We start from the raw sequence: 24031 nt of genomic DNA, 5'->3' as shown, positions 1-24031 counted from the left end.
CCCCCAGATGACCACCTCCCGACCCGACGCCTCGGCACCGGGAGCCGCCCGATGAGAGTCCTGCTGATCGGAGCCAACGGCTACATCGGCCGCTTCGTCGCCGACCGCCTGCTCGCCGACCCCGCCGTCCAGCTCACCGCCCTCGGCCGCGGTGACGACGCCGACGTCCGCTTCGACCTCGCCACCGGGAGCCCGGGCGCCCTCACCCGCTTCCTGGACGCGGTCCATCCCGGAGTGGTGGTCAACTGCGCGGGCGCGACCCGGGGCGGCGCCCGCGAACTCACCCGGCACAACACCGTCGCCGTCGCGACCGTCTGCGAGGCCCTGCGCCGCAGCGGCTGCGGCGCCCGCCTGGTGCAGGTCGGCTGCAGCGCGGAGTACGGACCCAGCCAGCCCGGTTCCTCGACCGCGGAGGACGCCGTCCCCCGCCCCGGCGGTCCCTACGGCGTCAGCAAGCTCGCCGCGACCGAACTCGTCCTCGGCTCCGGTCTGGACGCCGTCGTCCTGCGGGTCTTCTCACCCGCGGGGCCCGGTACGCCCGCCGGCTCCCCGCTGGGCCGGCTCGCCGAGGCCATGCGCCGCGCCATGCAGTCCGGCGACGGCGAACTCCGGCTCGGCGGCCTGGGCGCCCAGCGGGACTTCGTCGACGTCCGGGACGTCGCGCGAGCGGTGCACGCCGCCTCGCTCTCCGCCGCGCAGGGCGTCATCAACATCGGCTCCGGCCGCGCCGTCCGGCTGCGCGACGCCGCCGCCACCCTCGCCAGGGTCGCCGGCTACGGCGGGGCCCTGCACGAACTCGACGGGCCCCCCGGCGCGCTGCGGCCCACGATCGGCCACCCCCGTACCGAGTCCCTCGGCCATCGTGTCGACGCCCTCGGTCACCACCGGAGCGACGTCCTCGGCCATCACCGTCCGGACCCCCTCCAAAGCCGCGGCGAGCGCACCGACCCCGAGCACGCGACCCCGGCCCCGTACCCCGACGGCTGCGGCAGTTGGCAGCAGGCCGATGTGCGCACCGCACGCGACCGGCTCGGCTGGCGGCCCCGGATCGCCCTCGAAGAGTCCCTCGCCGACATCTGGATGGAGGCGGCATGTCGTATCTGACCAGCACCAAAGCAGGCGTCGCGAGCACCGGCGTCCACACCGGCCTCGGTGTCCCGGGGCTGGCCCACCCCCTCCTCGCCCCCGACGAGTGGGCCGGCCTCACCTGCCCCGGCACCCCGCTGCACTGGGTCGTCCTCAACATCGCCGACGGACCCGGTGCGCATCCCGACCCGCGATGCCTGGAGGCCGCCGGCCGCCTGCGCAACGCGGGCATCCGCGTCCTCGGCCACCTCGACACCGTGTACGGAGCCCGCAGCCTCGGCGAGCAGATCTCCGACGCCCGCCGATACCTCGACTGGTACCAGGTCGACGGGTTCCTCCTCGCCCACTGCCCCTCCGACCGGGCCGCCCTCCCGGAGGTCCGGCGCACGGTCACCACCCTGCGGGCGATCCGTGACGATGCCCACATCGTCCTCGGTCACGGCACCCACCCCTGCCCGGGCTACGCCGAGAACGCCGACCAGCTCGTCACCTTCTCGGGCACCTGGGCCGACTACCGCTGGTCCCAGGCGGCCGAGTGGAGCGCGGACTATCCGCCCGAGCGCTTCTGCCACTTCGTACACGGACTGCCGCGCGGGCACCTGGAGGAAGCGCTGCGCATCGCCCGTTGGCAGGGGGCCGCGACGATCTGCTTCACCGACCGCACGGACCACGGCGGCCGGGCCGACCCCTGGGAGACGATGCCCGGTTACTGGGACGAAATCGTCTCGCGGGTCGGGACGGGTGTCTCGGAATGAAAAAGGCCATGGCAGTGTTACTTGGTGAACAACCGTAATTACTGACCGACCAACGGAGTCCCCGTGTCGCTGCCACCCCTGGTCGAGCCGGCCGCCGAGCTCACCGTAGACGAGGTCCGCAGGTACTCCCGCCACCTGATCATCCCCGATGTGGGGATGGACGGGCAGAAGCGGCTGAAAAACGCCAAGGTGCTCGCCGTGGGCGCGGGCGGCCTCGGCTCGCCGACCCTGATGTACCTGGCGGCAGCCGGTGTCGGCACGCTCGGCATCATCGAGTTCGACGAGGTCGACGAGTCGAACCTGCAGCGGCAGGTCATCCACAGCCAGGCCGACATCGGCCGGCCGAAGGCCGAGTCCGCCCGTGACACCATCCAGGGCATCAACCCGCTGGTGGACGTGATCCTTCACCAGGAGCGGCTCGAGGCCGACAACGTGATGGACATCTTCAGCCAGTACGACCTGATCGTCGACGGCACCGACAACTTCGCGACCCGCTACCTGGTCAACGACGCCTGCGTGCTGCTGAACAAGCCCTACGTCTGGGGTTCGATCTACCGCTTCGACGGCCAGGCCTCCGTCTTCTGGTCCGAGCACGGGCCCTGCTACCGCTGCCTCTACCCGGAGCCCCCGCCCCCCGGCATGGTCCCGTCCTGCGCCGAGGGCGGCGTCCTGGGCGTGCTGTGCGCGTCCATCGGCTCCATCCAGACCAACGAGGCCATCAAGCTCCTCCAGGGCATCGGGGAGCCGCTGGTCGGCCGCCTGATGATCTACGACGCGCTGGAGATGACCTACCGCCAGGTCAAGGTCCGCAAGGACCCCAACTGCGCGGTCTGCGGCGAGAACCCGACCGTCACCGAGCTCATCGACTACGAGGCCTTCTGCGGCGTCGTGTCCGAGGAGGCCCAGGCGGCCGCCGCCGACTCCACGATCACTCCCAAGCAGCTCAAGGAGTGGATCGACGACGGCGAGAACATCGAGCTCATCGACGTCCGCGAGCCGAACGAGTTCGAGATCGTCTCCATCCCGGGGGCCCGGCTGATCCCGAAGAACGAGTTCCTCATGGGTTCGGCCCTCGAGAACCTCCCGCAGGACAAGAAGATCGTCTTGAATTGCAAGACGGGTGTCCGCAGTGCGGAAGTCCTCGCGGTCCTCAAGTCCGCCGGCTTCTCGGACGCCGTCCACGTCGGCGGCGGCGTGATCGGCTGGGTCAACCAGATCGAGCCGGAGAAGCCCGTCTACTGACCGGCTCCCCAACCCGCTTTCCCGACGGCGGGGGTTTCGCGCACCGCAGGTGCCCGAAGCCCCCGCCGCCGTCATGAGCAGACCTTGCCGTCCTTCGGCACCGTCCCCTTCAACAGGTAGGCGTCCACCGCGGAGTCGACACAGTCGCTCCCGTTCCCGTAGGCACCGTGTCCCTCGCCCTGCCAGGTCAGCACCACGCCGACGTCCTTGCCCAGCTCGTCCGCCATCCTGCGGGCGCCCTCGTAGGGCGTGGCCGGGTCGCCCGTGTTGCCGACCACCAGGACCGGGGCCGCGCCGGGCGCGCTCACCTCTGCGGTCTCGTGCTGACCGGCCACCGGCCAGTCGTGGCACCACCCGGCCGTGTCCCAGCCGAGGAAGGCGCCGAAGACGGGAGAGACCTTCTCGAACCTCGGCAGCAGCTTCTTCGTCTCCTCCACGGTCGGCCGCTGCTTGTCGTCCAGGCACGATATGACCCTTTGCGAGTGGGTCGTCGTGCCGTAGCGCCCCGAAGGATCACGCTCGTTGTAGCCGTCGGCGAGGGCCAGCAACTCCGAGCCGTCGCCCTCCTCGGCCGCCTTCAGCGCACTGGTCAGGGCCGGCCAGCCGCTCTCGCTGTACAGCGGCAGCACGATGCCGGTGAACGCGAGGGTCTGCGTCAGCTCCCGCCCCGGCGAGGACGTGGGCAGCGGCTCGGCGTCCAGCCGCTCCAGCAGGCCGGCGATCTTCCGCGACCCCTGTTCGGGTTCCTGGCCGGTCGACTCCAGGTAGTCGTCCAGCGCGCGCTGGAAACCCCTGGCCTGGTTCTCGGCGTGGCCCATCGTGTCGGCGCCCGGGTCCACCACCGCGTCGAGGATCACGCGGCCCACGTGCTTGGGGAACAGATGGGCGTAGACGCCGCCGAGTTCGGTGCCGTAGGAGATGCCGAAGTAGTGCATCCTCTCGTCGCCCAGGACGTGCCGCATCAGGTCCATGTCGCGGGCCGTGTCCGTGGTCGAGACGTGTTCCATGAGCTTGCCGGCGGCCTTCTCGCAGCCCCTGCCGAAGTCGGCGGCGTCCTTCAGGTAGGCCTGCTCCTCGGCCGGGGAGTCCGGCGTGGAGTCCACCGACTCGGCGGCCTCGATCGCCTCGTCGGTGCGGCAGCGGACGCCCTCGCTGGCGGCCACCCCGCGCGGGTCCCAGCTCACCAGGTCGTACCGCTCGTGCAGGGAGGAGACGGTGTCGGCGTAGGACGGCATCGTGGAGACGCCGGAGGCGCCCGGGCCGCCGAAGTTGAACAGCAGGGAGCCGATGCGGTCGTCCCCGCTCGCCCGGGACCGGATCAGCGCGAGATCGATCGTCTCGCCGTCGGGGTCGGACCAGTCCAGCGGTGCCTTCAACGTGGCGCACCGCCAGTCGCCGTCCGGTGCCGGGGCATCGTCGGTGCCCTCGCATCGGGCCCAGTCCAGCGTCTGGGACGCCAGTGCCTCCGGCACCCCGGAGGGTGCCGCCGCCGAAGGTCCCGCGCTGCTCCTGCCCCCGTCGTCCTTGTCCTCGTCGGACGAGCCGCCGCTGCAGCCCGCCGTCAGCAGTGCGGCGGCGGCCGTCAGAGCCGTCCACCGGACGAGACGCGCCATGTCCTCTCCCCCCTGGCAAGCCGTCCGCGCCGTGCGGCGGATGGCGTTCCTGCCATGGTAGGTGGCGGGGGCAGCACCCGCCGACGCCTGTGGATAACGCTCTGACCTGCTACTTCTGTCGATCTGCTGCTTCTGCCGACCTGTGGTGGCGTCCGCGGTCAGGAGCACACGGTCTTGGCCGCCGGTACCTTTCCGTCGAGCAGGTAGCCGTGCACCGCGTCCTGCACGCACCTGTTCTTACTGTCGTAGGCACCGTGCCCCTGGCCCTTGTAGGTGAGTTCGACGCCGACGCCCTTGCCGAGCGCGTCCACCATCTTCCCGGCGCCCTCGTAGGGCGTCGCGGGGTCGCCGGTGTTGCCGATCACCAGGATCGGCGCCGCCCCCGGCGCGTGGACGTCCGGGTGGTCGGCGGCTCCGGCGACCGGCCAGTCCGTGCAGCTGAGCATGGACCAGGCGAGGTAGTCGCCGAACAGCGGGGAGGCGTCCCGGAACTCGGGGAGCTTGTCCTCCACGTAAGCCGGGTCGTACCGCGGTTTGTCGTCGGCACAGTTGATGGCGACGTTGGCGGCGGTGATGTTGCTGTACTCGCCGTCCTCGTTGCGCCCGTTCAACGCGTCCGACAGCACCATGAGGACCCGTCCGTCCCCGTCGTACGCCTGCTCCAGGCCCTCGGTGAGGTACTCCCAGAAGTCCTTCGAGTACAGCGCCTGCGCGATGCCGCCGGTCGCGGCGGTCTCGGTGAGTTCGCGGGGGAAGACCCCCGGGATCGGCTTGCGGTCGAGGTCCTTCAACAGGCGGGCGATGCGCGCCTCGACGTCCTCGGCCGTGTCCCCGACGGGGCAGTCCTCGACCTTCGACACACAGTCCTCGGCGAAGTTGTCGAGCGCCAGCTGGAAACCCTTGGCCTGGCCCAGCGAGCCCTGTTCCGCGGTCTGCGTCGGGTCGACGACCGCGTCGAAGACGGCGCGGCCCACGTGCCGGGGGAAGAGGTGGGCGTAGACGCCGCCGAGTTCGGTGCCGTAGGAGATGCCGAAGTAGTGCAGCTTCTCGTCGCCGAGTACCTGGCGCATCAGGTCCATGTCCCGGGCGGCGTCGGTCGTGCGGACGTGCGGAAGGATCTTCTTCGAGTGCTTCTCGCAGGCCGCGTTGAACTCCTCCGTGTTGTCCACGAACTCGGTGCGCTCGGCCCGGTCGTCGGGCGTGGCGTCCTGCTGGAAATAGGTGTCGAGCTGCTTGTCGTCCAGGCACTCGACGGGGTCGCTGCGGCCGACACCGCGCGGATCGAAACTGACCAGGTCGTAGCGGGTGCGCAGCTTCGCGTAGTCCTGGCCGAAGGCGGGCAGCGTGGTGACGCCCGATCCGCCCGGCCCGCCGAAGTTGAAGACGAGCGATCCGATCCGCCGGTCCGCCGCGCCGTCGGCCTCGGCCCGGATCAGCGCGAGGCCGATCGTGTCGCCCTTGGGATCGTCCCAGTCGAGCGGCGCCTTCATGGTGGCGCACTGCCACTCGTCGCCGTCCGGCAGCGGAGAGGGGGCGGCGCCGCCGCCCTCGGCCTCGGACGGTGCCGGGCAGTTCTTCCAGTGCAGCTTCTGGCCCGACAGATCCTCGTCGTCCTCCTGCGACCCGCCGCCGCAGCCCGCCAGCAGGGCGGACAGCGCTGCGGCGGTGGCGGTCAGGGCGGCGGCGCGCAGCCGGGAGGGATTCGGCATGCGTCCATCGTGCGGTCGCGCGCGAGCACCCGCGCGGGCCCAGGGCCGTACGAGGTACGGAGCGCCCTTCTCGTACCGGGCTACAGAGCCTCTTTGCGCGTGAGGTGGTTGAAGACCAGCCACCCCGGCAGTACCGGAAGCCACAGGGTGAGCAGCCGGTAGAGCAGCACCGCGGGCGCGGCGACCTCCTTGGGGAGGCCGACGGCGATCAGTCCCACCGTCAGCGTCGCCTCCACCGCGCCCACACCGCCGGGCGTCGGCGCGGCGGACCCGAGCGCGTTGCCCGCGAGGAAGACGACCGCGACGCTGGCCAGGCTGATGGACGACGACTCGTCGCCGAAGGCGCGGATCGAGGCGTCCAGGCACATCACGAAACAGGCGGTGAGCAGCAGCATGCCGCCGATGCCGGTGATCAGCTTCTGCGGCCGCTGCAGCACGTCCAGCATGCGCGGCACGACCCCGGCGAAGAGCGACCGCACGCGCGTGACGACGAATTTGCGCAGGAACGGCACCGACGTCACCACGAGCACCAGCACCGCCACCGTCAGCAGACCCGCGATGACGGTCCGGGACGGCGACAGCGACGGTGTCTTCTCGGTGCCGGTCAGATAGCCGAAGGACAGCAGCATCAGGATGTGGCAGCCGAGCCCGAACAGCTGGGACGCGCCGACACTCGCCACCGCAAGCCCGGGGCGCACGCCCGCGCGTTGCAGGAAGCGGGTGTTCAGGGCGACGCCGCCGACCGCTGCCGGGGCGACGATCTTCACGAATGATCCGGCGACCTGCGCGGCCACGGTCCGCAGGAACGGCACCCGCTCGGGCACGAAACCCAGCAAGGACATCGCCGCCGCGACATAGCTCGCCGCCGAGAACAGCACGGCCGCGGCCACCCACCCCCACTGGGCGTTCGAGATCAGCGGGCCGAACTCGATGTGGGTGAGCTGGGTGAGCAGGAAGTAGGCGCCGATCGCGCCGGCGATGAAGCTGATCAGCGTGCGCGGCCGCACCCGCTCCAGCCGTGCCGGCTCGACGGGGGCCTGCGGCCTGATGCGCAGCACCGCGTGGCGGATCTGGGTGAGCAGGTCCTCCTCGCGGGCCTCCTCGATGGCCTCGTCCACGGCCCGCTTCTCGGCCCGCTGCTCGGCACGTACGGCCTTCTTGTCTGCTTTGTCGGTCTGGGTGGCCTTGTCGGTCTGCTCCGCCGGGTGGCTCGCGGCGTCGTGACCGGCCGCCTCCGCGCGCGCCAGCTTGGCCTGCCGGGAGGACTCCAGCACCGCCTCGCGCTCGCGCTGGGCCCGCTCCCGCGCCAGCCTGCGCAGGGTCGCGCGGGTGGAGCGGCTGAGCGCGATGGGCTGGAGCATGGGCAGGCAGTCCGCCACCGTGTCGGGGCCGAGGACCGCCACCGCCGACGCGACCGCGCGTTCGGCACCGACCCGCAGGCCGAGCGTCACCAGGAGCTGGGAGATGTCCATGCGCAGCAGCAGGTCGCCGGCGGCGATCTCACCGATGCGCAGATCGGTGAGGATCACCGTGCCGGAACGATCCACCAGGATCGCGTCGCCCACCAGCCTGCGGTGCGCGATGCGCCGGGACTGCAGGGCCCGTACCTGCTCCCAGGTCCCGTGCAGCAGGTCGTCGGTGATCTCCTCGTCCGCCAGCGAGTCCAGGGAGCGCCCGCCGGTGTGCTCGTAGACGAGCATCACGGCGTCGGGACCCAGCTCCGACGTCGCGATCAGCTTGGGCGCGTTGGCGCCGGCCGCGATGGCCGCGTAGGCGAGCAGCGCCTCCTGCTCCAGCGCCTGCCGCAGCGAAGGGAGGCTGCTGCGGGTGGCGAAGCCGCGCAGCGTCAGATTGCGCCACGCGCGGTAGAAGAAGCCCTGCGCCTGCTGCTCGCGGTCCACCACCGTCACGTCGAGCGGCCGGCCGTCCTCCAGCGTGACGAAATAGCGGCGTCCGCGGTCACCCGTCTCGACGTTGTCGGACGGCGCCTCCTGCCGGGCGGCGGTCACCGGCCGGAAGCCCACGTGCCGCAGGCCCGCCATCAGCGTCCGGCCGGTGGGGCGGACGTTGGGCGAGCCGACGGCGTAGAGGGTGCCGTAGGCGACGGTCCAGCCGATGAGGACGGTCAGGATGATCGAGAACGGCGTCGTGTAGCCCGTGACGAGCATCGAGAAGGCGTCGAGGAGCAGCACGATCCACAGCACCGCGCGCCAGCGGGGTCTGCGGGACATGCCGACGGCCGTCATGTACGCGATGACCGGAGCCAGGTAACCGTGCACCGGGTCGGTCAGTGCGTGGATGTCACCCGGGGACGGCTGGGTGAGCGCCTCCTGGATGGAGCCGGGAGCGGCCTTGGCGACCCACAGGTCGGTGGCGAGGGTCACTCCGTGCGCGAGGACCGCCGCCAGTACGCCGTCGGCGATCCGCAGACCGTCCCGCTTGATCAGCCGCTCGATCGCGAACGCGACGGGCACCAGGAGGATCGCGATGCTGGAGGCCAGCCCGGCGATCTTGATGAGCAGGTCGGGGGCCTGCCCGGTGCCCTTGTTGATGTCCTGTTCGAGACCGGACGTGGTGCCGTGCGCGAAGGCCGCGACGGCGAGGAGTACGGCGACGGCGAGTACGCCCACCAGGAGGCGCACCAGGTCGGAGGGCCGGTGCACGCGCGCGGGGAGCAGTGGTTCGTCGCCCTCGACCTCGTCGATGTGCGCCACGTCGTCGGGGTCGGCGGCCGTCGCCGACGGGCCCTCGGCCGCGTGCTCGCCGGCCGCCCCGTCGCCCGCGTCCGGGGTGTCCGGGCGCGACGAAGCGTCAGAGGTGCCCTCGGCGTCCTCGGGGTGCACACCCTGCTGCTTCATCGCCTCTTCTTGCTCTCGTATCACTGGTCACCGCCCGCACGATGGTGGCATGCCGCGTCGGCCTCGGCAGGCATCAGGGTGCCCGTGCGGGCCGCACAGTCTGCCCGAAGCACCGCCTGCGGGCGAGGGACGCGGGCTCTCGGGAGTGCGCCGCGCTGTCGGCCGGGTGCGGCAGGATGGGGCGGATGAGCGAGCAGAGCCTTCCGGACGGCGTCCGTCCGCAGAACGCGGATGCGCTGCCCGAGTACGCCGAGCGGGTCCTCGACATGACCGAACTGATCCCGCCGGGCCGCGTCATGACCTACGGAGACGTGGCCGAGTACTTGGAGGAGGGAGGACCCCGCCAGGTCGGCCGGGTGATGTCCCTCTACGGGGGAGGCGTCCCCTGGTGGCGTGTCGTCCGCGCGGACGGGGTCCTGCTCGCGGGGCACGAGCTGGAGGCGCTCGACCGCTACCGGGAGGAGGGCACGCCCCTGAAGGAGGCGAGCAGGGCCGCAGAGGGGCACCTGCCGCGGCTCGACCTGAAGCGGGCGCGGTGGGACGGCGAGGGACGCCCACAGGGGCACGGCGGACGCGCACAGGGTCACATCTGACAGCTTCCGCCATGTGACCGGCCGATGTGCGACGTGTGATCCGTATGAGGTAAACCACGCACTTCGGGCATGTCCGTGGCATGACGTACGTTCGAGGGGCAGGGGGCGCTCGTGCCGCGAGTGACCCGAGGGAAGAAGAGGAAGCACCGCTTCCGCCTCGTCCCCCGGCGTAGCGTCGGCCGCACGCGTGCCCCTCATCCCGTGGCCACCGCCCCGCCCACGGCGCGGACGGCCCACCAGCACACCCACCAGGACCGGCGAACCACGTGAGCTCCTCTTCCTCCAGCGGACACCCGTCGCACCCCCAGGTGCGAGGGGGGAGCCGTGGCGCTTACCGACTGGTGCGTACCCCGCCGGCTCGCACGGACCCCCCTCGTCTGGACGCCGCACAGCGCGCCGTGGTTGACCACCGCTCCGGACCGCTGCTCGTCCTGGCGGGGCCGGGCACCGGGAAGACCACCACCCTGGTCGAGTCGGTGGCGGACCGGATCGCCAGGGGCGGCGATCCCGAGCGCATCCTGGTGCTCACCTTCAGCCGCAAGGCGGCCGTCGAGCTGCGCGACCGGATGGCGCTGCGCATCGGTGCCGCGCGGGCGCCCCGGGCGACGACCTTTCACTCGTTCGGCTACGCCCTGGTCCGCGCCCACCAGGACAGCGACCTGTTCGTGGAGCCGCTGCGCCTGCTGTCCGGCCCGGAGCAGGACGTGACGGTGCGCGAGCTGCTCGCCGGGCAGGTGGACCTGGAGCGGCTCGGGCTCGCCCATGTGCGCTGGCCCGACGAGCTGCGGGCCTGCCTGACCACCCGCGGCTTCGCCGACGAGGTCCGCGCGGTGCTCGCCCGCAGCCGCGAACTGGGACTCGGCCCGGACGCGCTCGCGGCCTTCGCCCGCCGCATCGGCCGCCCCGACTGGCGCGCCGCCGCCGTCTTCCTCGCCGAGTACCTCGACGTGCTGGACCTCCAGGGCGTGCTCGACTACGCCGAACTGGTCCACCGCGCGGTGCTCCTCGCCCGCCGCCCCGAGGTCGCCGCGCACCTGACCGTCCAGTACGACGCGGTGTACGTCGACGAGTACCAGGACACCGACCCCGCCCAGGTACGGCTGCTGCACGCGCTGGCGGACGGTGGGCGCACCCTCGTCGCCTTCGGCGATCCCGACCAGTCGATCTACGCCTTCCGGGGCGCGGACGTGAACGGCATCCTGGACTTCCCGACCGCCTTCCCGCGCGCGGACGGCCGTCCGGCGCCGGTCGGGGTACTGCGGACCGCCCGCCGGTCCGGGTCCGGCCTGCTGGCCGCCACCAGGCTGCTGACCCAGCGCATGCCACTGACCCGCCTCCCCGCCGACAAGGTGCGTGCCCACCGTGAGCTGACACCGGTGCGGGGCGGCGGGCGGGTCGAGGCGTACACGTATCCGACCGCCGGTACCGAACTGGACAACATCGCCGACATTCTGCGCCGGGCGCACCTGGAGGACGGCGTTCCGTGGCGCGACATGGCCGTCCTGGTACGCGCCGGCTCGCGCACCATCCCCACGCTCCGCCGTGCCCTCACCTCGGCCGGCGTCCCCCTGGACATCGACGGCGACGACCTCCCCCTGCGCCACGAGCCCGCGGTGGCGCCCCTGCTGACGGCGCTGCGCGCCGTGGCGGAGGCGGAGGCCGACACGGGGGCCCGGACGGGGGAGCGGTTCGGGGCGCTCGGGTCCGAGGCCGACGCCGATCCGCGCGCCGACGCCGACGCCGGTGGCGATCCCGAGATCGATCCCGACGCCGACGCCGACGCGTACGTGGACGAGGGCGGAGACGCGGCGACGAAGCCCTCGCGCGGTGAACACGCGTACCGCGCGGACGAGCCGTGCTGGCTGTCCACCGAGACGGCTCTCACCCTGCTCACCTCACCCCTCGCCGGGATGGACGCCGCCGACCTGCGCCGCCTCGGCCGTGCCCTGCGCGACGAGCGGCGCGCCGCGGGCAACCCGCTGCCGCCGCCCTCGGACGAACTGCTCGCACAGGCACTGGCCGAGCCGGAGCGGCTCGCCGTGCACGACCCCGCGTACGCGCGCGGCGCCCAGCGGCTCGGCGCGCTCCTCCGCAAGGCCCGTGAGCGCCTGGCGGGAGGCGGCAGCGCCGAGGAGGCGCTGTGGGACCTGTGGGACGGGACCCCCTGGCCCACCCGCCTGGAGCGCTCCGCCCGGCGCGGCGGCGCCGCCGGGCGCAACGCCGACCGCGACCTGGACGCCGTGTGCGCCCTGTTCGCGACCGCCGCCCGCGCGGAGGAGCGCACCGGTGGCCGGGGCGCCCTGAACTTCCTGGAGGAGATCGACGCCGAGGACATCGCGGCCGACACGCTCGCGCGGCGCGCGGTACGCCCCGACGCCGTCCGTCTGATGACCGCGCACCGCTCCAAGGGGCTGGAGTGGCGGCTCGTCGTCGTGGCCGGCGTCCAGGAGGGCCTGTGGCCGGACCTGCGCCGCCGCGGCTCCCTCCTGGAGGCCGACCGGATCGGCCGCGACGGACTCGCCGAACCCCTCAGCCCCGGAGCACTGCTCGCCGAGGAGCGCCGACTGTTCTACGTGGCCGCCACGCGCGCGCGTGAACGGCTCGTCGTGACCGCGGTGAAGGCACCGGCCGACGACGGGGACCAGCCGTCCCGCTTCCTGACCGAACTCGGCGTCGAACCCGCCGATGTCACGGGCCGTCCGCGCCGCCCCCTCGCCGTCGCGGCGCTCGTCGCGGAACTGCGCGCCACCACCGTCGACCCCCGCGTCTCCGAGCCGCTGAGAGAGGCAGCCGCGCGCCGTCTGGCCCGCCTCGCCGCCCTGACCGACGAGGACGGCCGTCCCCTGGTGCCGTCCGCCCACCCCTACCGCTGGTGGGGCATGTGGGACCCGACCGAGAGCAAGGTGCCGCTGCGCGACCGCGACCAGCCCGTCACGCTCTCCGGCAGTGCCCTGGACCAGCTGGCCAACACCTGCGCCCTGCAGTGGTTCCTGGGCCGTGAGGTGAAGGCCGACGCGCCCGCGACGACCGCCCAGGGGTTCGGCAACGTGGTGCACGTGCTCGCCGACGAGGTGGCCTCCGGACACACCCCGGCCGACCTCGCCGTCCTCATGGAGCGCCTGGACTCCGTGTGGAACGCGCTCGCCTTCGACGCGCCGTGGAAGTCGGCCCAGGAGAAGGCCAACGCGCGCGTGGCGCTGGAACGCTTCCTGAAGTGGCACGTCATGGACCGCGCCGGACGCACCCCGGTGGCGAGCGAGCACGACTTCGACGTGACCCTGGAGGCGGGCGAGTACGAGGTGCGCATCCGGGGCCAGATGGACCGCGTGGAAACCGACGCCGACGGCCGCGCCTACGTCGTGGACTTCAAGACCGGCAAACAGGCGCCCACCTCATCGGAGGTGGCCCGCCACCCCCAGCTCGCCGTGTACCAGCTCGCCGTCCGCGAGGGCGCCGTCGACGAGGCCTTCGACGGCGTGCGCCCGCAACCGGGCGGCGCCGAGCTCGTCCACCTGCGCCAGGGCGCGCCCAAGCGGGACGGCGGCGAGACCCTGCCCAAGGTGCAGGCACAGGAGTCGCAGGAGGGACCGGAGGGCGAGTGGGTCGGCGACCTGCTGGCCACGGCCGCCGGCAAGGTCCTGGACGAACGGTTCACCCCGACCGCGGGCCAGCACTGCACCCACTGCTCGTTCCGCGCGTCGTGCAGCGCTCGCCCCGAGGGGCGGCACGTCGTGGAGTGAGCGACGGCTGCCGGGAGGCCGGGCGTGTGGCCGGACCGGAGCCGCCCCGGCCCACCGGAGCCGCCGCGCCGAGCGGCCGGTGTGACACGTCGCACCACGCGGGCTGACCTGCACTTCCCTCCGACCCGAGAGGACATCCGGCACCAGCTGTCAGTGGCCGCCGCTAGCCTCTCTGACGTGCCCGCCCACATCACCGATCCCGAGCAGCTCAAGGAGCTCCTCGGCATCCCCTTCACCCCCGAGCAGACGGCCTGCATCGTCGCGCCGCCCGCGCCGCAGGTGATCGTGGCCGGAGCCGGGTCCGGCAAGACGACGGTGATGGCGGCACGCGTGGTGTGGCTGGTCGGCACCGGCCAGGTCGCCCCGGAGCAGGTCCTCGGGCTCACCTTCACCAACAAGGCGGCCGGCGAACTCGCCGAACGCGTCCGTACGGCCCTGATCAGAGCAGGCGTGACCGACCCGGACGTGATCGACCCGGACCACCCGCCGGGCGAGCCCGCGATCTCGACGTACCACGCCTTCGCGGGCCGCCTCCTGACCGACCACGGCCTGCGTCTCGGCCTTGAGCCGACCTCCCGCCTGCTCGCCGACGCCACCCGCTACCAGCTCGCCGCGAGGGTCCTGCGCGAGGCCCCCGGCCCCTACCCGGCGCTCACCCGGTCCTTCGCCGACCTGGTCAGCGACCTCCTTGCCCTCGACGGCGAACTGGCCGAGCACCTCGTGCGCCCCGAAGACCTGCGCGCCTGGGACGCCGGTCTCCTGGACACCCTGGACGGCGTCCGGCTCAGCAACGCCGACCTGCGCAAGGTCCCCGAGGCCGCCGCCGCCCGCCGCGAACTGGCCGACCTGGTGATCCGCTACCGGGCCGCCAAACGCCGGCAGGACCTGCTCGACTTCGGCGACCAGATCGCCCTGTCCGCGCAGCTCGCCGGACTCCCCGAGGTGGGCCGCGTCCTGCGCGACGACTACCGGGTCGTGCTGCTGGACGAGTACCAGGACACCTCCGTGGCCCAGCGCATCCTCCTTGCGGGCCTGTTCGGCGGCGGCACCGGCCATCCCGTGACCGCCGTGGGCGACCCCTGCCAGGCGATCTACGGCTGGCGCGGCGCCTCCGTCGCCAACCTGGACGACTTCCCCGAACACTTCGCCCACGCCGACGGACGGCCCGCGGCCCGCCAGGCGCTCAGCGAGAACCGCCGCAGCGGCGGCCGCCTCCTCGACCTCGCCAACGGCCTCGCCGAGCCCCTGCGGGCCATGCACGCGGGCGTGGAGGCCCTGCGGCCCGCCCCGGGCGCCGAACGCGACGGCATGGTCCGCTGCGCCCTGCTGCGCACCCACGCCGAGGAGATCGACTGGATCGCCGACTCCGTCGCCCACCTCGTGCGCACCGGCAAGGCGCCCGGTGAGATCGCCGTCCTGTGCCGCACGGCGACCGACTTCGCGGAGATCCAGGGCGCGCTGGTGGCCCGTGACGTCCCGGTGGAGGTCGTCGGCCTGTCCGGGCTGCTGCACCTGCCCGAGGTGGCCGACCTGGTCGCCGTCTGCGAAGTCCTCCAGGACCCGGGTGCCAACGCCTCTCTGGTCCGGCTGCTCTCCGGCCCGCGCTGGCGCATCGGCCCGCGCGACCTCGCCCTCCTGGGACGCCGCGCCCGGCTGCTGGTGAGCCACGCGCGCGTGGAGGGCGACGACGACCCCGACCGGAGGCTCGCCGAGGCGGTCGAGGGGGTCGACCCGTCCGAGGTGATATCGCTCGCGGACGCCCTGGACACCTTCCTGGAGACGCCGCTGGACGGCACCGGCGACGACGACGGGCTGCCCTTCTCGGCGGACGCGCGCGTGCGGTTCGCCCGGCTCGCCACCGAACTGCGCGAGCTGCGCCGAGCCCTGTCCGACCCGCTCATGGACGTCCTGCACCGCGTCCTCGCCGTCACCGGCCTGGAGGTCGAGCTGTCGGCGTCCCCGCACGCCCTGGCGGCCCGTCGCCGCGAGACCCTGTCGAACTTCCTCGACGTCGCCGCGTCCTTCGCCGCGGGCGACGGCGAGGCCACCCTGCTTGCCTTCCTGGGCTTCCTGCGCACCGCCGCGCAGTACGAGAAGGGCCTGGACAACGCGCTGCCCGGCGGGGAGAACACCGTCAAGGTGCTGACCGCGCACAAGTCCAAGGGCCTCGAGTGGGACGTCGTCGCCGTGCCCGGTCTCGTCACCGGCACCTTCCCCAGCGGTCAGGGCCGGGAGAAGTGGACCGCCCAGGGCAAGGTGCTGCCGCACGGCCTGCGCGGCGACGCCGAGACCCTGCCCGACGTCGCCTCCTGGGACGCCCGCGGTCTGAAGGCGTTCCACGAGGCCATGAAGGACCACCAGCACACCGAGGAGCTCCGCCTCGGCTACGTCACCTTCACGCGCCCCCGCTCCCTGCTCCTCGGCTCCGGCCACTGGTGGGGGCCCAGCCAGAAGAAGCCCCGCGGTCCGTCCGACTTCCTGACGGCCCTGTACGAGCACTGCGCGGCCGGACACGGCGAGATCGAGGTCTGGGCGGACGAACCGGCGGAGGACGAGGAGAACCCCGCCCTGCACCGGGCGACCGCCGACGAGGTCTGGCCGCTGCCCCTGGACGACGCGGCACTCGCGCGGCGCCGTTCGGCCGCCGAGACGGTCCTCGCCCACCTGGACGGACTCGCCGCCCGGGAAGACGGTCCCCCCTCCGCCCCCGCCACCTACGAGGACCCGGACTGGCCGCCGCCCCCGGAGGACGACGAGGGACTCCCGGAGGAAGCGGAGCCCGACCGGGCCGGGGACCCCGCCGACTGGGACAGCTGGACCACGGACCGCCCCGCCGCCGCGCGGGAGGCCGCCACCGCGCCGGAGAGCCCTGCCGTCCCGCAGGCCGGCCCCACCGTCCCGCACCAGGCGCCGTCCCCCGAACAGCCCCCGGGCACCGCGCCCGTCCCCGCTCCCGCTCGCCTCACACCGGAGGAAGCCCGCACCGTCGCCTCCTGGGACCGCGACCTCGACGCGCTCACCGGAGAGCTCCTGCGCGCCCGCGAGAGCGTCACCGAAGTGCCCCTTCCGGCGTCGCTGACCGCCTCCCAGCTGCTGAGCCTGGCCGCCGACCCGGACGGGTTCGCCCAGGAGCTGGCCCGGCCCATGCCCCGCCCGCCCCAGCCCGCCGCCCGCCGCGGCACCCGATTCCACGCCTGGGTGGAGGCCCGGTTCGAACCGCTGACCCTGCCGTTGCTCGAACCGGAGGAGTTGCCCGGCGGCGACGCCGAGATCGCCGACGACCACGACCTGGAGTTCCTGAAGGACGCCTTCGAGCGCACCGAGTACGCCCGCCGCACCCCGTTCCGTGTCGAGGCGCCGTTCCAGCTCTCGCTCGCCGGGCGGGTCGTACGCGGCCGCATCGACGCCGTCTACAAGGAGGGCGACGGCGACACCGCGACGTACGAGATCGTCGACTGGAAGACCAACCGCGCCGCCACCGCCGACCCGCTCCAGCTCGCGCTCTACCGCATCGCCTGGGCCGAACAGCAGCACGTACCGCCCGCCTCGGTGACGGCCGCCTTCCTGTACGTACGCACCGGCGAGGTCGTACGGCCCGAGGGGCTGCCGGACCGCGCGGCGCTCGAGAAGCTGCTGCTGGCCGAGCCGGTCGGTGACGAACCGCACGACCGGGGTGTCCGCGCGGGCCGATAGGCTCGTAAGTATGAGCCACCCCGTTGACAATGCTGTCAGCGCTGTCCGCACGTACATCGAGCAGCACCGCGCCGCCTTCCTCGACGACCTCGTCGAATGGCTGCGCATCCCGTCCGTGTCGGCCCAGCCCGACCACGCGACCGATGTGCGCCGCAGCGCCGACTGGCTCGCCGCCAAGCTGAAGGAGACCGGCTTCCCGACCGCGGAGGTCTGGCCGACCCGGGGCGCCCCCGCGGTGTTTGCCGAGTGGCCCTCCGGGGACCCGCAGGCACCGACGGTCCTCGTCTACGGCCACCACGACGTACAGCCCGCCGCCCGCGAGGACGGCTGGACCAGCGAGCCCTTCGACCCCGTCGTCCGCGAGAACCGCCTCTACGCGCGCGGGGCGGCCGACGACAAGGGGCAGGTGTTCTTCCACACACTCGGCGTCCGCGCCCACCTCGCCGCCACCGGCCGTACGGCTCCGGCGGTGAACCTCAAACTGCTGATCGAGGGCGAGGAGGAATCCGGCTCCCCGCACTTCCGTGCCCTCGTCGAGGAGCGCGCCGAGCGGCTCACCGCCGACGCGGTCGTCGTCTCCGACACGGGTATGTGGTCCGAGGACACCCCCACTGTCTGCACCGGCATGCGGGGCCTCGCCGAGTGCGAGATCCGGCTGCACGGACCCGATCAGGACATCCACTCGGGCTCCTTCGGCGGCGCCGTCCCCAACCCGGCCACCGCCGTCGCGCGCCTCGTCGCCGCCCTGCACGACGAGCACGCGCGCGTGGCGATACCCGGCTTCTACGACGGAGTGGCCGACCTCACCGACCGCGAGCGCGAGCTCTTCGCCGAGCTGCCCTTCGACGAGCGGCAGTGGCTGCGCACGGCCAAGTCGTACGCCGCCCACGGCGAAGCCGGACACACCACCCTGGAGCGCATCTGGGCCCGCCCCACCGCCGAGGTCAACGGCATCGGCGGCGGCTACCAGGGCCCCGGAAGCAAGACGATCATCCCGTCGTCCGCCATGGTGAAGCTCTCCTTCCGCCTCGTTGCGGGCCAGGACCCCGATCACGTGGAGAAGGCCGTCCGCACCTGGGCCGACGAGCAGGTACCCGCGGGCATCCGCTGCGAGGTCGTCTTCGGCTCCGCCACCCGCCCGTGCCTGACGCCGCTGGACCACCCGGCGCTGCGGTCGGTCGTCCGCGCGATGGGACGGGCCTTCGACAAACCGGTCCGCTTCACCCGCGAGGGCGGCTCCGGCCCGGCCGCCGACCTCCAGGAGGTTCTCGGCGCCCCGGTGCTCTTCCTGGGCATCTCGGTCCCGTCCGACGGCTGGCACGCCCCCGACGAGAAGGTGGAACTGGACCTGCTCCTCAAGGGCGTCGAAACCGCCGCCCACCTCTGGGGCGACCTGGGGGAGCACTGGCGTCACGCGCCCTGAGCGCCGTGCACGGTCCGGGACCCGACCGGCATCGCGCGCGGCACACTGGAAACGCCGCCCCGCACCCGCCGAGCCCGCCCGGACCCGGTCACCACCCGCCGTACGAACCGCCGAAACCGCCTGCCGAACCGAACCGCTCACCGGGGGAGTTGGAAGCACCCGTGACCACCTGGACCGACCACACCGCCGACCGTCCCATCTCGCTCACCGCCCCCAGCGGCGTCGACCGCGCCGCCCACCACCGCCTCGACGAGGCCTGGCTCGCGGCGGCGTGGAGTCACCCCTCGACGCGCTGCTTCGTGGTCTCCGGCGGCCAGGTCCTCATCGACGAGACGCCCGACGGGGCCACCGAACTCGTCATGACCCCCTCCTTCGAGGCCCCGCTCACCGAGGCACACCGCTACTTCCTGGGCACCGACGAGGACGGCACCAGCTACTTCGCCCTCCAGAAGGACTCCCTGCCCGGCCGCATGGACCAGTCCGCGCGCCCCGCCGGCCTGCGCGAGGCCGGCCTGCTCCTGTCCCCCCGCGACGCCGGGCTGATGGCCCACGCGGTAGCCCTGGAGAACTGGCAGCGCCTGCACCGGTTCTGCTCCCGCTGCGGAGAACGCACCGTCATCGCCGCGGCCGGCCACATCCGCCGTTGCCCCGCCTGCGGTGCCGAGCACTACCCGCGCACCGACCCCGCGGTGATCATGGCGGTCACCGACGGTGAGGACCGCATCCTGCTCGGCCGCCAGGTGCACTGGCCCGAGGGCCGCTTCTCGACCCTCGCCGGTTTCGTGGAGCCCGGCGAGTCCATCGAGCAGTCGGTGCGCCGCGAGGTCCAGGAGGAGGTTGGCGTCACCGTCGGACCGGTCGAGTACGTCGCGAGCCAGCCGTGGCCCTTCCCGTCCAGCCTGATGCTCGGCTTCATGGCCCACGCCACGTCGACCGAGATCGACGTGGACGGCGACGAGATCCACGAGGCCCGCTGGTTCTCCCGCGAGGAGCTGGGCGCCGCCTTCGAGTCCGGCGAGGTCCTGCCGCCCTACGGCATCTCGATCGCGGCCCGCCTCATCGAGCTCTGGTACGGCAGGCCACTGCCGACGCGCAGCGCCTTCTGAGCCCGGGCGCCGCAGACGCCACGAGAGGGGCGGCCGTCCCCGTCGGGGGAGGGCCGCCCCTCTCGTCGTGCTGTCCGGCCGGCCGGTTACGCGCCGATCTTCTGCTTGACCTGCGCCAGCGACGGGTTCGTCAGAGTGGAGCCGTCGGGGAAGAGCACGGTGGGCACCGTCTGGTTTCCGCCATTCGCCTTCTCCACGAACGCGGCGGACTCCGGGTCCTGCTCGATGTTGACCTCGGTGTACGCGATGCCCTCGCGGTCCATCTGGCTCTTCAGCCGACGGCAGTAGCCGCACCAGGTGGTGCTGTACATCGTCACAGTGCCCGACATGTCTCTCGTGCTCCTTAGGCGACTCGGAAAGCGGCGGCTCGGGGATGAGGTCGCACGGAGTGAACGTCCGTGGCGGCACGACCATTCCCGTCGCGCACTCGCACCGCGTGATGCCTGTCGCATTGATACGACTGTCGGTGCGTGCCTGTGGACAACCGACTCACCCGTCCCGCGAGACCTGGCAGCATGGCGGTGTGACAGCAGCAACGCACTCCACCCTCTTCCCGCAGGTACCGGACTCGGCCGACGCGGTGCTCGAAGGGCTCGACCCCGAGCAGCGCGAGGTGGCGACCGCCCTGCGCGGCCCGGTGTGCGTGCTGGCGGGAGCCGGCACGGGCAAGACCCGCGCGATCACCCATCGCATCGCCTACGGGGTGCGCGCCGGGATCCTCCAGCCCTCCAGCGTGCTCGCCGTCACCTTCACCAACCGTGCGGCCGGCGAGATGCGCGGTCGGCTGCGCCAGCTCGGCGCCTCCGGTGTGCAGGCCCGCACCTTCCACTCGGCGGCGCTGCGACAGCTCCAGTACTTCTGGCCGAAAGCGATCGGCGGTTCCCTGCCCCGGCTCGTCGACCGCAAGATCCAGCTCGTCGCCGACGCGGCCGCCGCCTGCCGCATCCGCCTCGACCGCGGCGAGCTGCGTGACGTCACCGCGGAGATCGAGTGGTCCAAGGTGACCCAGACGGTGCCCGCCGACTACGCCCCGGCGGCTGCCAAGGCCGGCCGTGAGGCGCCCCGCGACCCGGCGGAGATCGCGCAGCTGTACGCCGCCTACGAGGACCTCAAGCGCGCGCGCTCCGTCATCGACTTCGAGGACGTGCTGCTGCTGACGGTGGCCGTCCTCCAGGACCGGCACGATGTCGCCGAGCAGGTCCGCGCCCAGTACCAGCACTTCGTGGTCGACGAGTACCAGGATGTCAGCCCCTTGCAGCAGCGTCTGCTGGAGCTGTGGCTCGGGGACCGCGACGACCTGTGCGTGGTCGGCGACGCCAGCCAGACGATCTATTCGTTCACGGGAGCAACCCCCGACCATCTGCTCGACTTCCGCGGCCGCCACCCCGGCGCCACCGTCGTCAAGCTGGTCCGCGACTACCGTTCCACCCCCCAGGTCGTCCACCTCGCCAACGGCCTGCTCGCCCAGGCCCGGGGCCGGGCCGCCGATCACCGCCTGGAGCTGGTCTCCCAGCGGCCCGCGGGCCCCGAGCCCGGCTACGCCGAGTACTCCGACGAGCCGGCCGAGGCCGAGGGCGCCGCCCGCCGCATCCGCGAACTCATCGACTCGGGCGTTCCGGCCGCCGAGATCGCGGTCCTGTTCCGGACCAACTCCCAGTCGGAGACCTATGAGCAGGCACTCGCCGACGCCGGGGTCCCGTACCAGTTGCGGGGCGCGGAGCGCTTCTTCGACCGGCCCGAGGTGCGCAAGGCCGGCAGTGCCCTGCGGGCCGCCGCCCGCTTCGGCGGCAACGACTCCCTCCTCGACGACGCCGTCGACCTGCCCTCGCAAGTGCGCGCGGTGCTGTCCGGGGAGGGCTGGACGACCCAGCCCCCGGCCGGGTCGGGCGCCGTCCGGGAGCGGTGGGAGTCGCTGGCCGCCCTGGTGGGACTGGCCCAGGACTTCGCCGCCGCCAGAGCGGGAGCCACGCTGAGCGACCTCGTCGTGGAACTCGACGAGCGCGCGGGCGCCCAGCACGCCCCGACGGTGCAGGGCGTCACCCTCGCCTCCCTGCACTCGGCCAAGGGCCTGGAGTGGGACGTCGTGTTCCTGGTCGGCGTCGCCGAGGGCATGATGCCGATCACCTACGCAAAGACCGACGAGCAGATCGAGGAGGAACGCCGCCTTCTCTACGTCGGTGTCACCCGCGCGCGTGAACGCCTGCACCTGTCCTGGGCACTGGCCCGGTCGCCCGGGGGCCGGCCGAACCGCAGGCCCAGCCGCTTTCTGAAGGGGCTGCGGCCCGGTTCGGGCACGGCGGGCGGACAGGCGGCCGCCGCGGGTGCCGGGGGCGTGGAGCGCGGGATCCGAGGCGGCGGCGGTGGTGGCGCGGCCGCCGCGCCGAGACGGACCCAGCGGACGCCCGCCCGCTGCCGGGTCTGCGGACGCACGCTCACCGACGCCGGTGAGATGAAGCTGATGCGCTGCGAGGGGTGCCCGTCAGACATGGACGAGGGCGTCTACGAGCGGTTGCGGGAGTGGCGGGCGGTGCAGGCGGGGCGCAGCGGACAGCCCGCGTTCTGCGTCTTCACCGACAAGACGCTGATGGCGATCGCCGAGTCCGTCCCGGAGGACGAGCGGGAGCTGGCCAGGATCCCGGGGGTCGGGATGCGCAAGCTCAATCGCTACGGGACCGACGTCCTGGCCATCTGCGCAGGCCAGGAAGGCGTGGGGCTTGACGAGGACGACTGATACAAACTCGTCGAGAAAATAGTTTGCGCATGCCCCGGGAATCCCCATAGGTTCTTGGTCACGGGAACAGCGGCCTTCCCGGAGGCCCTGAATCCGTGTTGTACTTGCATATCCGCGGACTGGTTCGTCCCAGTCCCCCGAGACGCCGAGAGGAGGCGAGCCCAGTGATCAGCATCAACAGCAGCTTCATCGTCAGCTCCACCGCCAAAATGACCGATCGCTCGGCCGTCTCCCTGTGCACGCTCGGCGCTTCTCACTCGGGCACCGGTCTGTCCGGCATTCGTGCCGTGCGTCCGGCTGCCGCCGCTGCTGCTCCCGCGGGCCTTCCCGTCCGGGAGCGCAATGAGCGACCGACCAAGGCACTGGAAGCAGCAGTAGCGGCACAGGCGCAGGCCTATGCCTTTACCGCGACCGGTGCCGGATTCCGGAAGCAGACGACGCAGCACCACCTGATGTGGGCCTTCCGTGGGCCAGAACCCTGGAGTGATCCAGCCTGATCGTCGATCAGGCCGGCGCCTTCAGGGCCGCGGAACCCCACCCGGGATCCGCGGCCCTTCTGTTTGTCCCCGAACGGGGGCGACAGCACGAAGGAGCCTCGGGACAAGAAAAGAACCCGGTACCAAGCCGCCACCCGGTCAACCGGCCGGAACGAACAGACGAGGAAGACCACCCCGTGCAACTCGAAGCGCACGCCCCGTCCGTACCGCCTTCCGACACGATCCCCAAGCCCTGTTCCACGGAGGACTCCACCTTGACCCCGCTCACCGCGCTCGACGACGCCATCGAGAACCTCGGCGTACCCGTCCCCTGCCGCTCCTACGACCCGGAGGTCTTCTTCGCCGAGTCCCCGGCGGACGTGGAGTACGCCAAGTCCCTCTGCCGCACCTGCCCGCTGATCGAGGCCTGCCTCGCCGGTGCCAAGGAGCGGCGTGAGCCCTGGGGTGTCTGGGGTGGCGAGCTGTTCGTCCAGGGTGTCGTCGTCGCCCGGAAGCGGCCCCGCGGTCGCCCGCGCAAGAACCCGGTTTCGGCATGAACACCGCAGGAACGATCGACCGCCCCCTGACGTACGACCCCCAGAAGCAGGCCCCGATGAAGCCGTCCACCCACGACCTCGCAGGCACCGCGCCTGAAGACTTCACCACCAGTGACGCGAAGGACTCGCGTCAGAACAGGACCCGTGAAATGCAACTCATCCCAGAAGCCCTGGCACGTGCGCATATGCACGACCGCCTGCATGAGGCGGAGCAGGAACGCCGGGCGCTGCGCCTGGCGACCGCTCGCCGGATGCAGCGCCGGGCGGAGCGCGCCTCGATGCGTGCTCGGCGTGCGCTGGCCATGGCGGTCATGCAGTAACCGACACACCTGAAACACCCGAAGCAGTGGTCTCCCTACGGGAGACGAAGCTCCGCTCGCGTGGGGGCCGGTCCGTCCGAACGGACCGGCCCCCACCGCGCGTTCGGCTCCGGTGGATCAGTCGATCGG

General features: G+C 72.5%; 16 protein-coding genes. 12 read left to right on the top strand and 4 right to left on the bottom strand.

Annotated features, from left to right (window positions below; all coding sequences use genetic code 11):
• Positions 1-51 precede the first annotated feature (51 nt).
• From R2E43_RS12665 to moeZ, 3 genes are all read left to right on the top strand, one after another.
• On the top strand, positions 52-1104 hold the full coding sequence (locus tag R2E43_RS12665) for an NAD-dependent epimerase/dehydratase family protein (protein WP_030867979.1): 1053 nt from the start codon (positions 52-54) through the stop codon (positions 1102-1104).
• Positions 1092-1841 (top strand): spherulation-specific family 4 protein, encoded by a 750-nt coding sequence (locus R2E43_RS12660; protein WP_030867982.1) that lies wholly within the window; start codon positions 1092-1094, stop codon positions 1839-1841. Before R2E43_RS12665 ends, R2E43_RS12660 begins: the two co-directional genes overlap by 13 nt.
• A gap of 63 nt (positions 1842-1904) precedes the next feature.
• Complete coding sequence (gene moeZ, locus R2E43_RS12655) at positions 1905-3083, top strand: adenylyltransferase/sulfurtransferase MoeZ (protein WP_003973798.1); 1179 nt, start codon at positions 1905-1907, stop codon at positions 3081-3083.
• Positions 3084-3154: 71 nt separating this feature from the next.
• Here moeZ and R2E43_RS12650 read toward each other — a convergent pair whose 3' ends face one another.
• From R2E43_RS12650 to R2E43_RS12640, 3 genes are all read right to left on the bottom strand, one after another.
• Positions 3155-4696, bottom strand: a complete 1542-nt coding sequence (locus R2E43_RS12650) for an alpha/beta hydrolase (protein ID WP_332056207.1) — start codon at positions 4694-4696, stop codon at positions 3155-3157.
• 158 nt (positions 4697-4854) lie between these two features.
• Complete coding sequence (locus tag R2E43_RS12645; protein WP_332056206.1) at positions 4855-6405, bottom strand: alpha/beta hydrolase; 1551 nt, start codon at positions 6403-6405, stop codon at positions 4855-4857.
• 80 nt (positions 6406-6485) lie between these two features.
• Positions 6486-9263 carry a lysylphosphatidylglycerol synthase domain-containing protein gene (locus tag R2E43_RS12640; protein WP_037666330.1) on the bottom strand — a complete coding sequence of 926 codons (2778 nt, stop codon included), beginning with the start codon at positions 9261-9263 and terminating at the stop codon, positions 6486-6488.
• A 185-nt stretch (positions 9264-9448) separates the two neighbouring features.
• Here R2E43_RS12640 and R2E43_RS12635 point away from each other — a divergent pair, with 185 nt between their 5' ends.
• The 5 genes from R2E43_RS12635 (at position 9449) to nudC (ending at position 19818) form a co-directional block, all read left to right on the top strand.
• The gene (locus R2E43_RS12635; protein ID WP_016327224.1) at positions 9449-9856 is read left to right on the top strand and encodes an MGMT family protein; all 408 of its coding nucleotides are present in this window, start codon (positions 9449-9451) and stop codon (positions 9854-9856) included.
• Between the two features lie 266 nt (positions 9857-10122).
• Positions 10123-13596 (top strand): ATP-dependent helicase, encoded by a 3474-nt coding sequence (locus R2E43_RS12630; RefSeq protein WP_332056205.1) that lies wholly within the window; start codon positions 10123-10125, stop codon positions 13594-13596.
• Between the two features lie 177 nt (positions 13597-13773).
• A complete protein-coding gene (locus R2E43_RS12625; protein WP_162495246.1) occupies positions 13774-17289 on the top strand; it encodes an ATP-dependent DNA helicase in 3516 nt (1171 codons plus the stop codon).
• A 10-nt stretch (positions 17290-17299) separates the two neighbouring features.
• On the top strand, positions 17300-18712 hold the full coding sequence (locus R2E43_RS12620) for a dipeptidase (protein WP_093456965.1): 1413 nt from the start codon (positions 17300-17302) through the stop codon (positions 18710-18712).
• A 161-nt stretch (positions 18713-18873) separates the two neighbouring features.
• Positions 18874-19818 (top strand): NAD(+) diphosphatase, encoded by a 945-nt coding sequence (gene nudC / locus R2E43_RS12615; protein ID WP_016327228.1) that lies wholly within the window; start codon positions 18874-18876, stop codon positions 19816-19818.
• An 86-nt stretch (positions 19819-19904) separates the two neighbouring features.
• Here the strand turns inward: nudC and R2E43_RS12610 are convergent, their stop codons facing one another.
• The gene (locus tag R2E43_RS12610; RefSeq protein ID WP_003973789.1) at positions 19905-20147 is read right to left on the bottom strand and encodes a mycoredoxin; all 243 of its coding nucleotides are present in this window, start codon (positions 20145-20147) and stop codon (positions 19905-19907) included.
• 110 nt (positions 20148-20257) lie between these two features.
• Here R2E43_RS12610 and R2E43_RS12605 point away from each other — a divergent pair, with 110 nt between their 5' ends.
• From R2E43_RS12605 to R2E43_RS12590, 4 genes are all read left to right on the top strand, one after another.
• Positions 20258-22549 carry an ATP-dependent DNA helicase UvrD2 gene (locus R2E43_RS12605; protein ID WP_231908978.1) on the top strand — a complete coding sequence of 764 codons (2292 nt, stop codon included), beginning with the start codon at positions 20258-20260 and terminating at the stop codon, positions 22547-22549.
• Between the two features lie 164 nt (positions 22550-22713).
• Positions 22714-23046, top strand: coding sequence for a hypothetical protein (locus tag R2E43_RS12600; RefSeq protein WP_193782951.1), 333 nt, complete (start codon positions 22714-22716; stop codon positions 23044-23046).
• 176 nt (positions 23047-23222) lie between these two features.
• A complete protein-coding gene (locus R2E43_RS12595) occupies positions 23223-23582 on the top strand; it encodes a WhiB family transcriptional regulator (protein ID WP_332056204.1) in 360 nt (119 codons plus the stop codon).
• Positions 23579-23902 (top strand): hypothetical protein, encoded by a 324-nt coding sequence (locus R2E43_RS12590; RefSeq protein WP_003973785.1) that lies wholly within the window; start codon positions 23579-23581, stop codon positions 23900-23902. Before R2E43_RS12595 ends, R2E43_RS12590 begins: the two co-directional genes overlap by 4 nt.
• Positions 23903-24031 lie beyond the last annotated feature (129 nt).

Origin of the sequence: Streptomyces violaceoruber (genome assembly GCF_033406955.1) — a bacterium.
Taxonomy (GTDB): Bacteria; Actinomycetota; Actinomycetes; order Streptomycetales; family Streptomycetaceae; genus Streptomyces; species Streptomyces violaceoruber.
This window is presented reverse-complemented; position numbering and strand designations above follow the sequence as displayed.

What these genes read in the sequence shown, in the direction of transcription:
- R2E43_RS12665 (WP_030867979.1), top strand. Translation starts at nt 52, where the DNA reads ATGAGAGTCCTGCTGATCGGAGCCAACGGCTACATCGGCCGCTTCGTC.
- R2E43_RS12660 (WP_030867982.1), top strand. Translation starts at nt 1,092, where the DNA reads ATGTCGTATCTGACCAGCACCAAAGCAGGCGTCGCGAGCACCGGCGTC.
- R2E43_RS12650 (WP_332056207.1), bottom strand. Translation starts at nt 4,696, where the DNA reads ATGGCGCGTCTCGTCCGGTGGACGGCTCTGACGGCCGCCGCCGCACTG.
- R2E43_RS12645 (WP_332056206.1), bottom strand. Translation starts at nt 6,405, where the DNA reads ATGCCGAATCCCTCCCGGCTGCGCGCCGCCGCCCTGACCGCCACCGCC.
- R2E43_RS12640 (WP_037666330.1), bottom strand. Translation starts at nt 9,263, where the DNA reads ATGAAGCAGCAGGGTGTGCACCCCGAGGACGCCGAGGGCACCTCTGAC.
- R2E43_RS12635 (WP_016327224.1), top strand. Translation starts at nt 9,449, where the DNA reads ATGAGCGAGCAGAGCCTTCCGGACGGCGTCCGTCCGCAGAACGCGGAT.
- R2E43_RS12620 (WP_093456965.1), top strand. Translation starts at nt 17,300, where the DNA reads ATGAGCCACCCCGTTGACAATGCTGTCAGCGCTGTCCGCACGTACATC.
- R2E43_RS12610 (WP_003973789.1), bottom strand. Translation starts at nt 20,147, where the DNA reads ATGTCGGGCACTGTGACGATGTACAGCACCACCTGGTGCGGCTACTGC.
- R2E43_RS12605 (WP_231908978.1), top strand. Translation starts at nt 20,258, where the DNA reads ATGCCTGTCGCATTGATACGACTGTCGGTGCGTGCCTGTGGACAACCG.
- R2E43_RS12590 (WP_003973785.1), top strand. Translation starts at nt 23,579, where the DNA reads ATGAACACCGCAGGAACGATCGACCGCCCCCTGACGTACGACCCCCAG.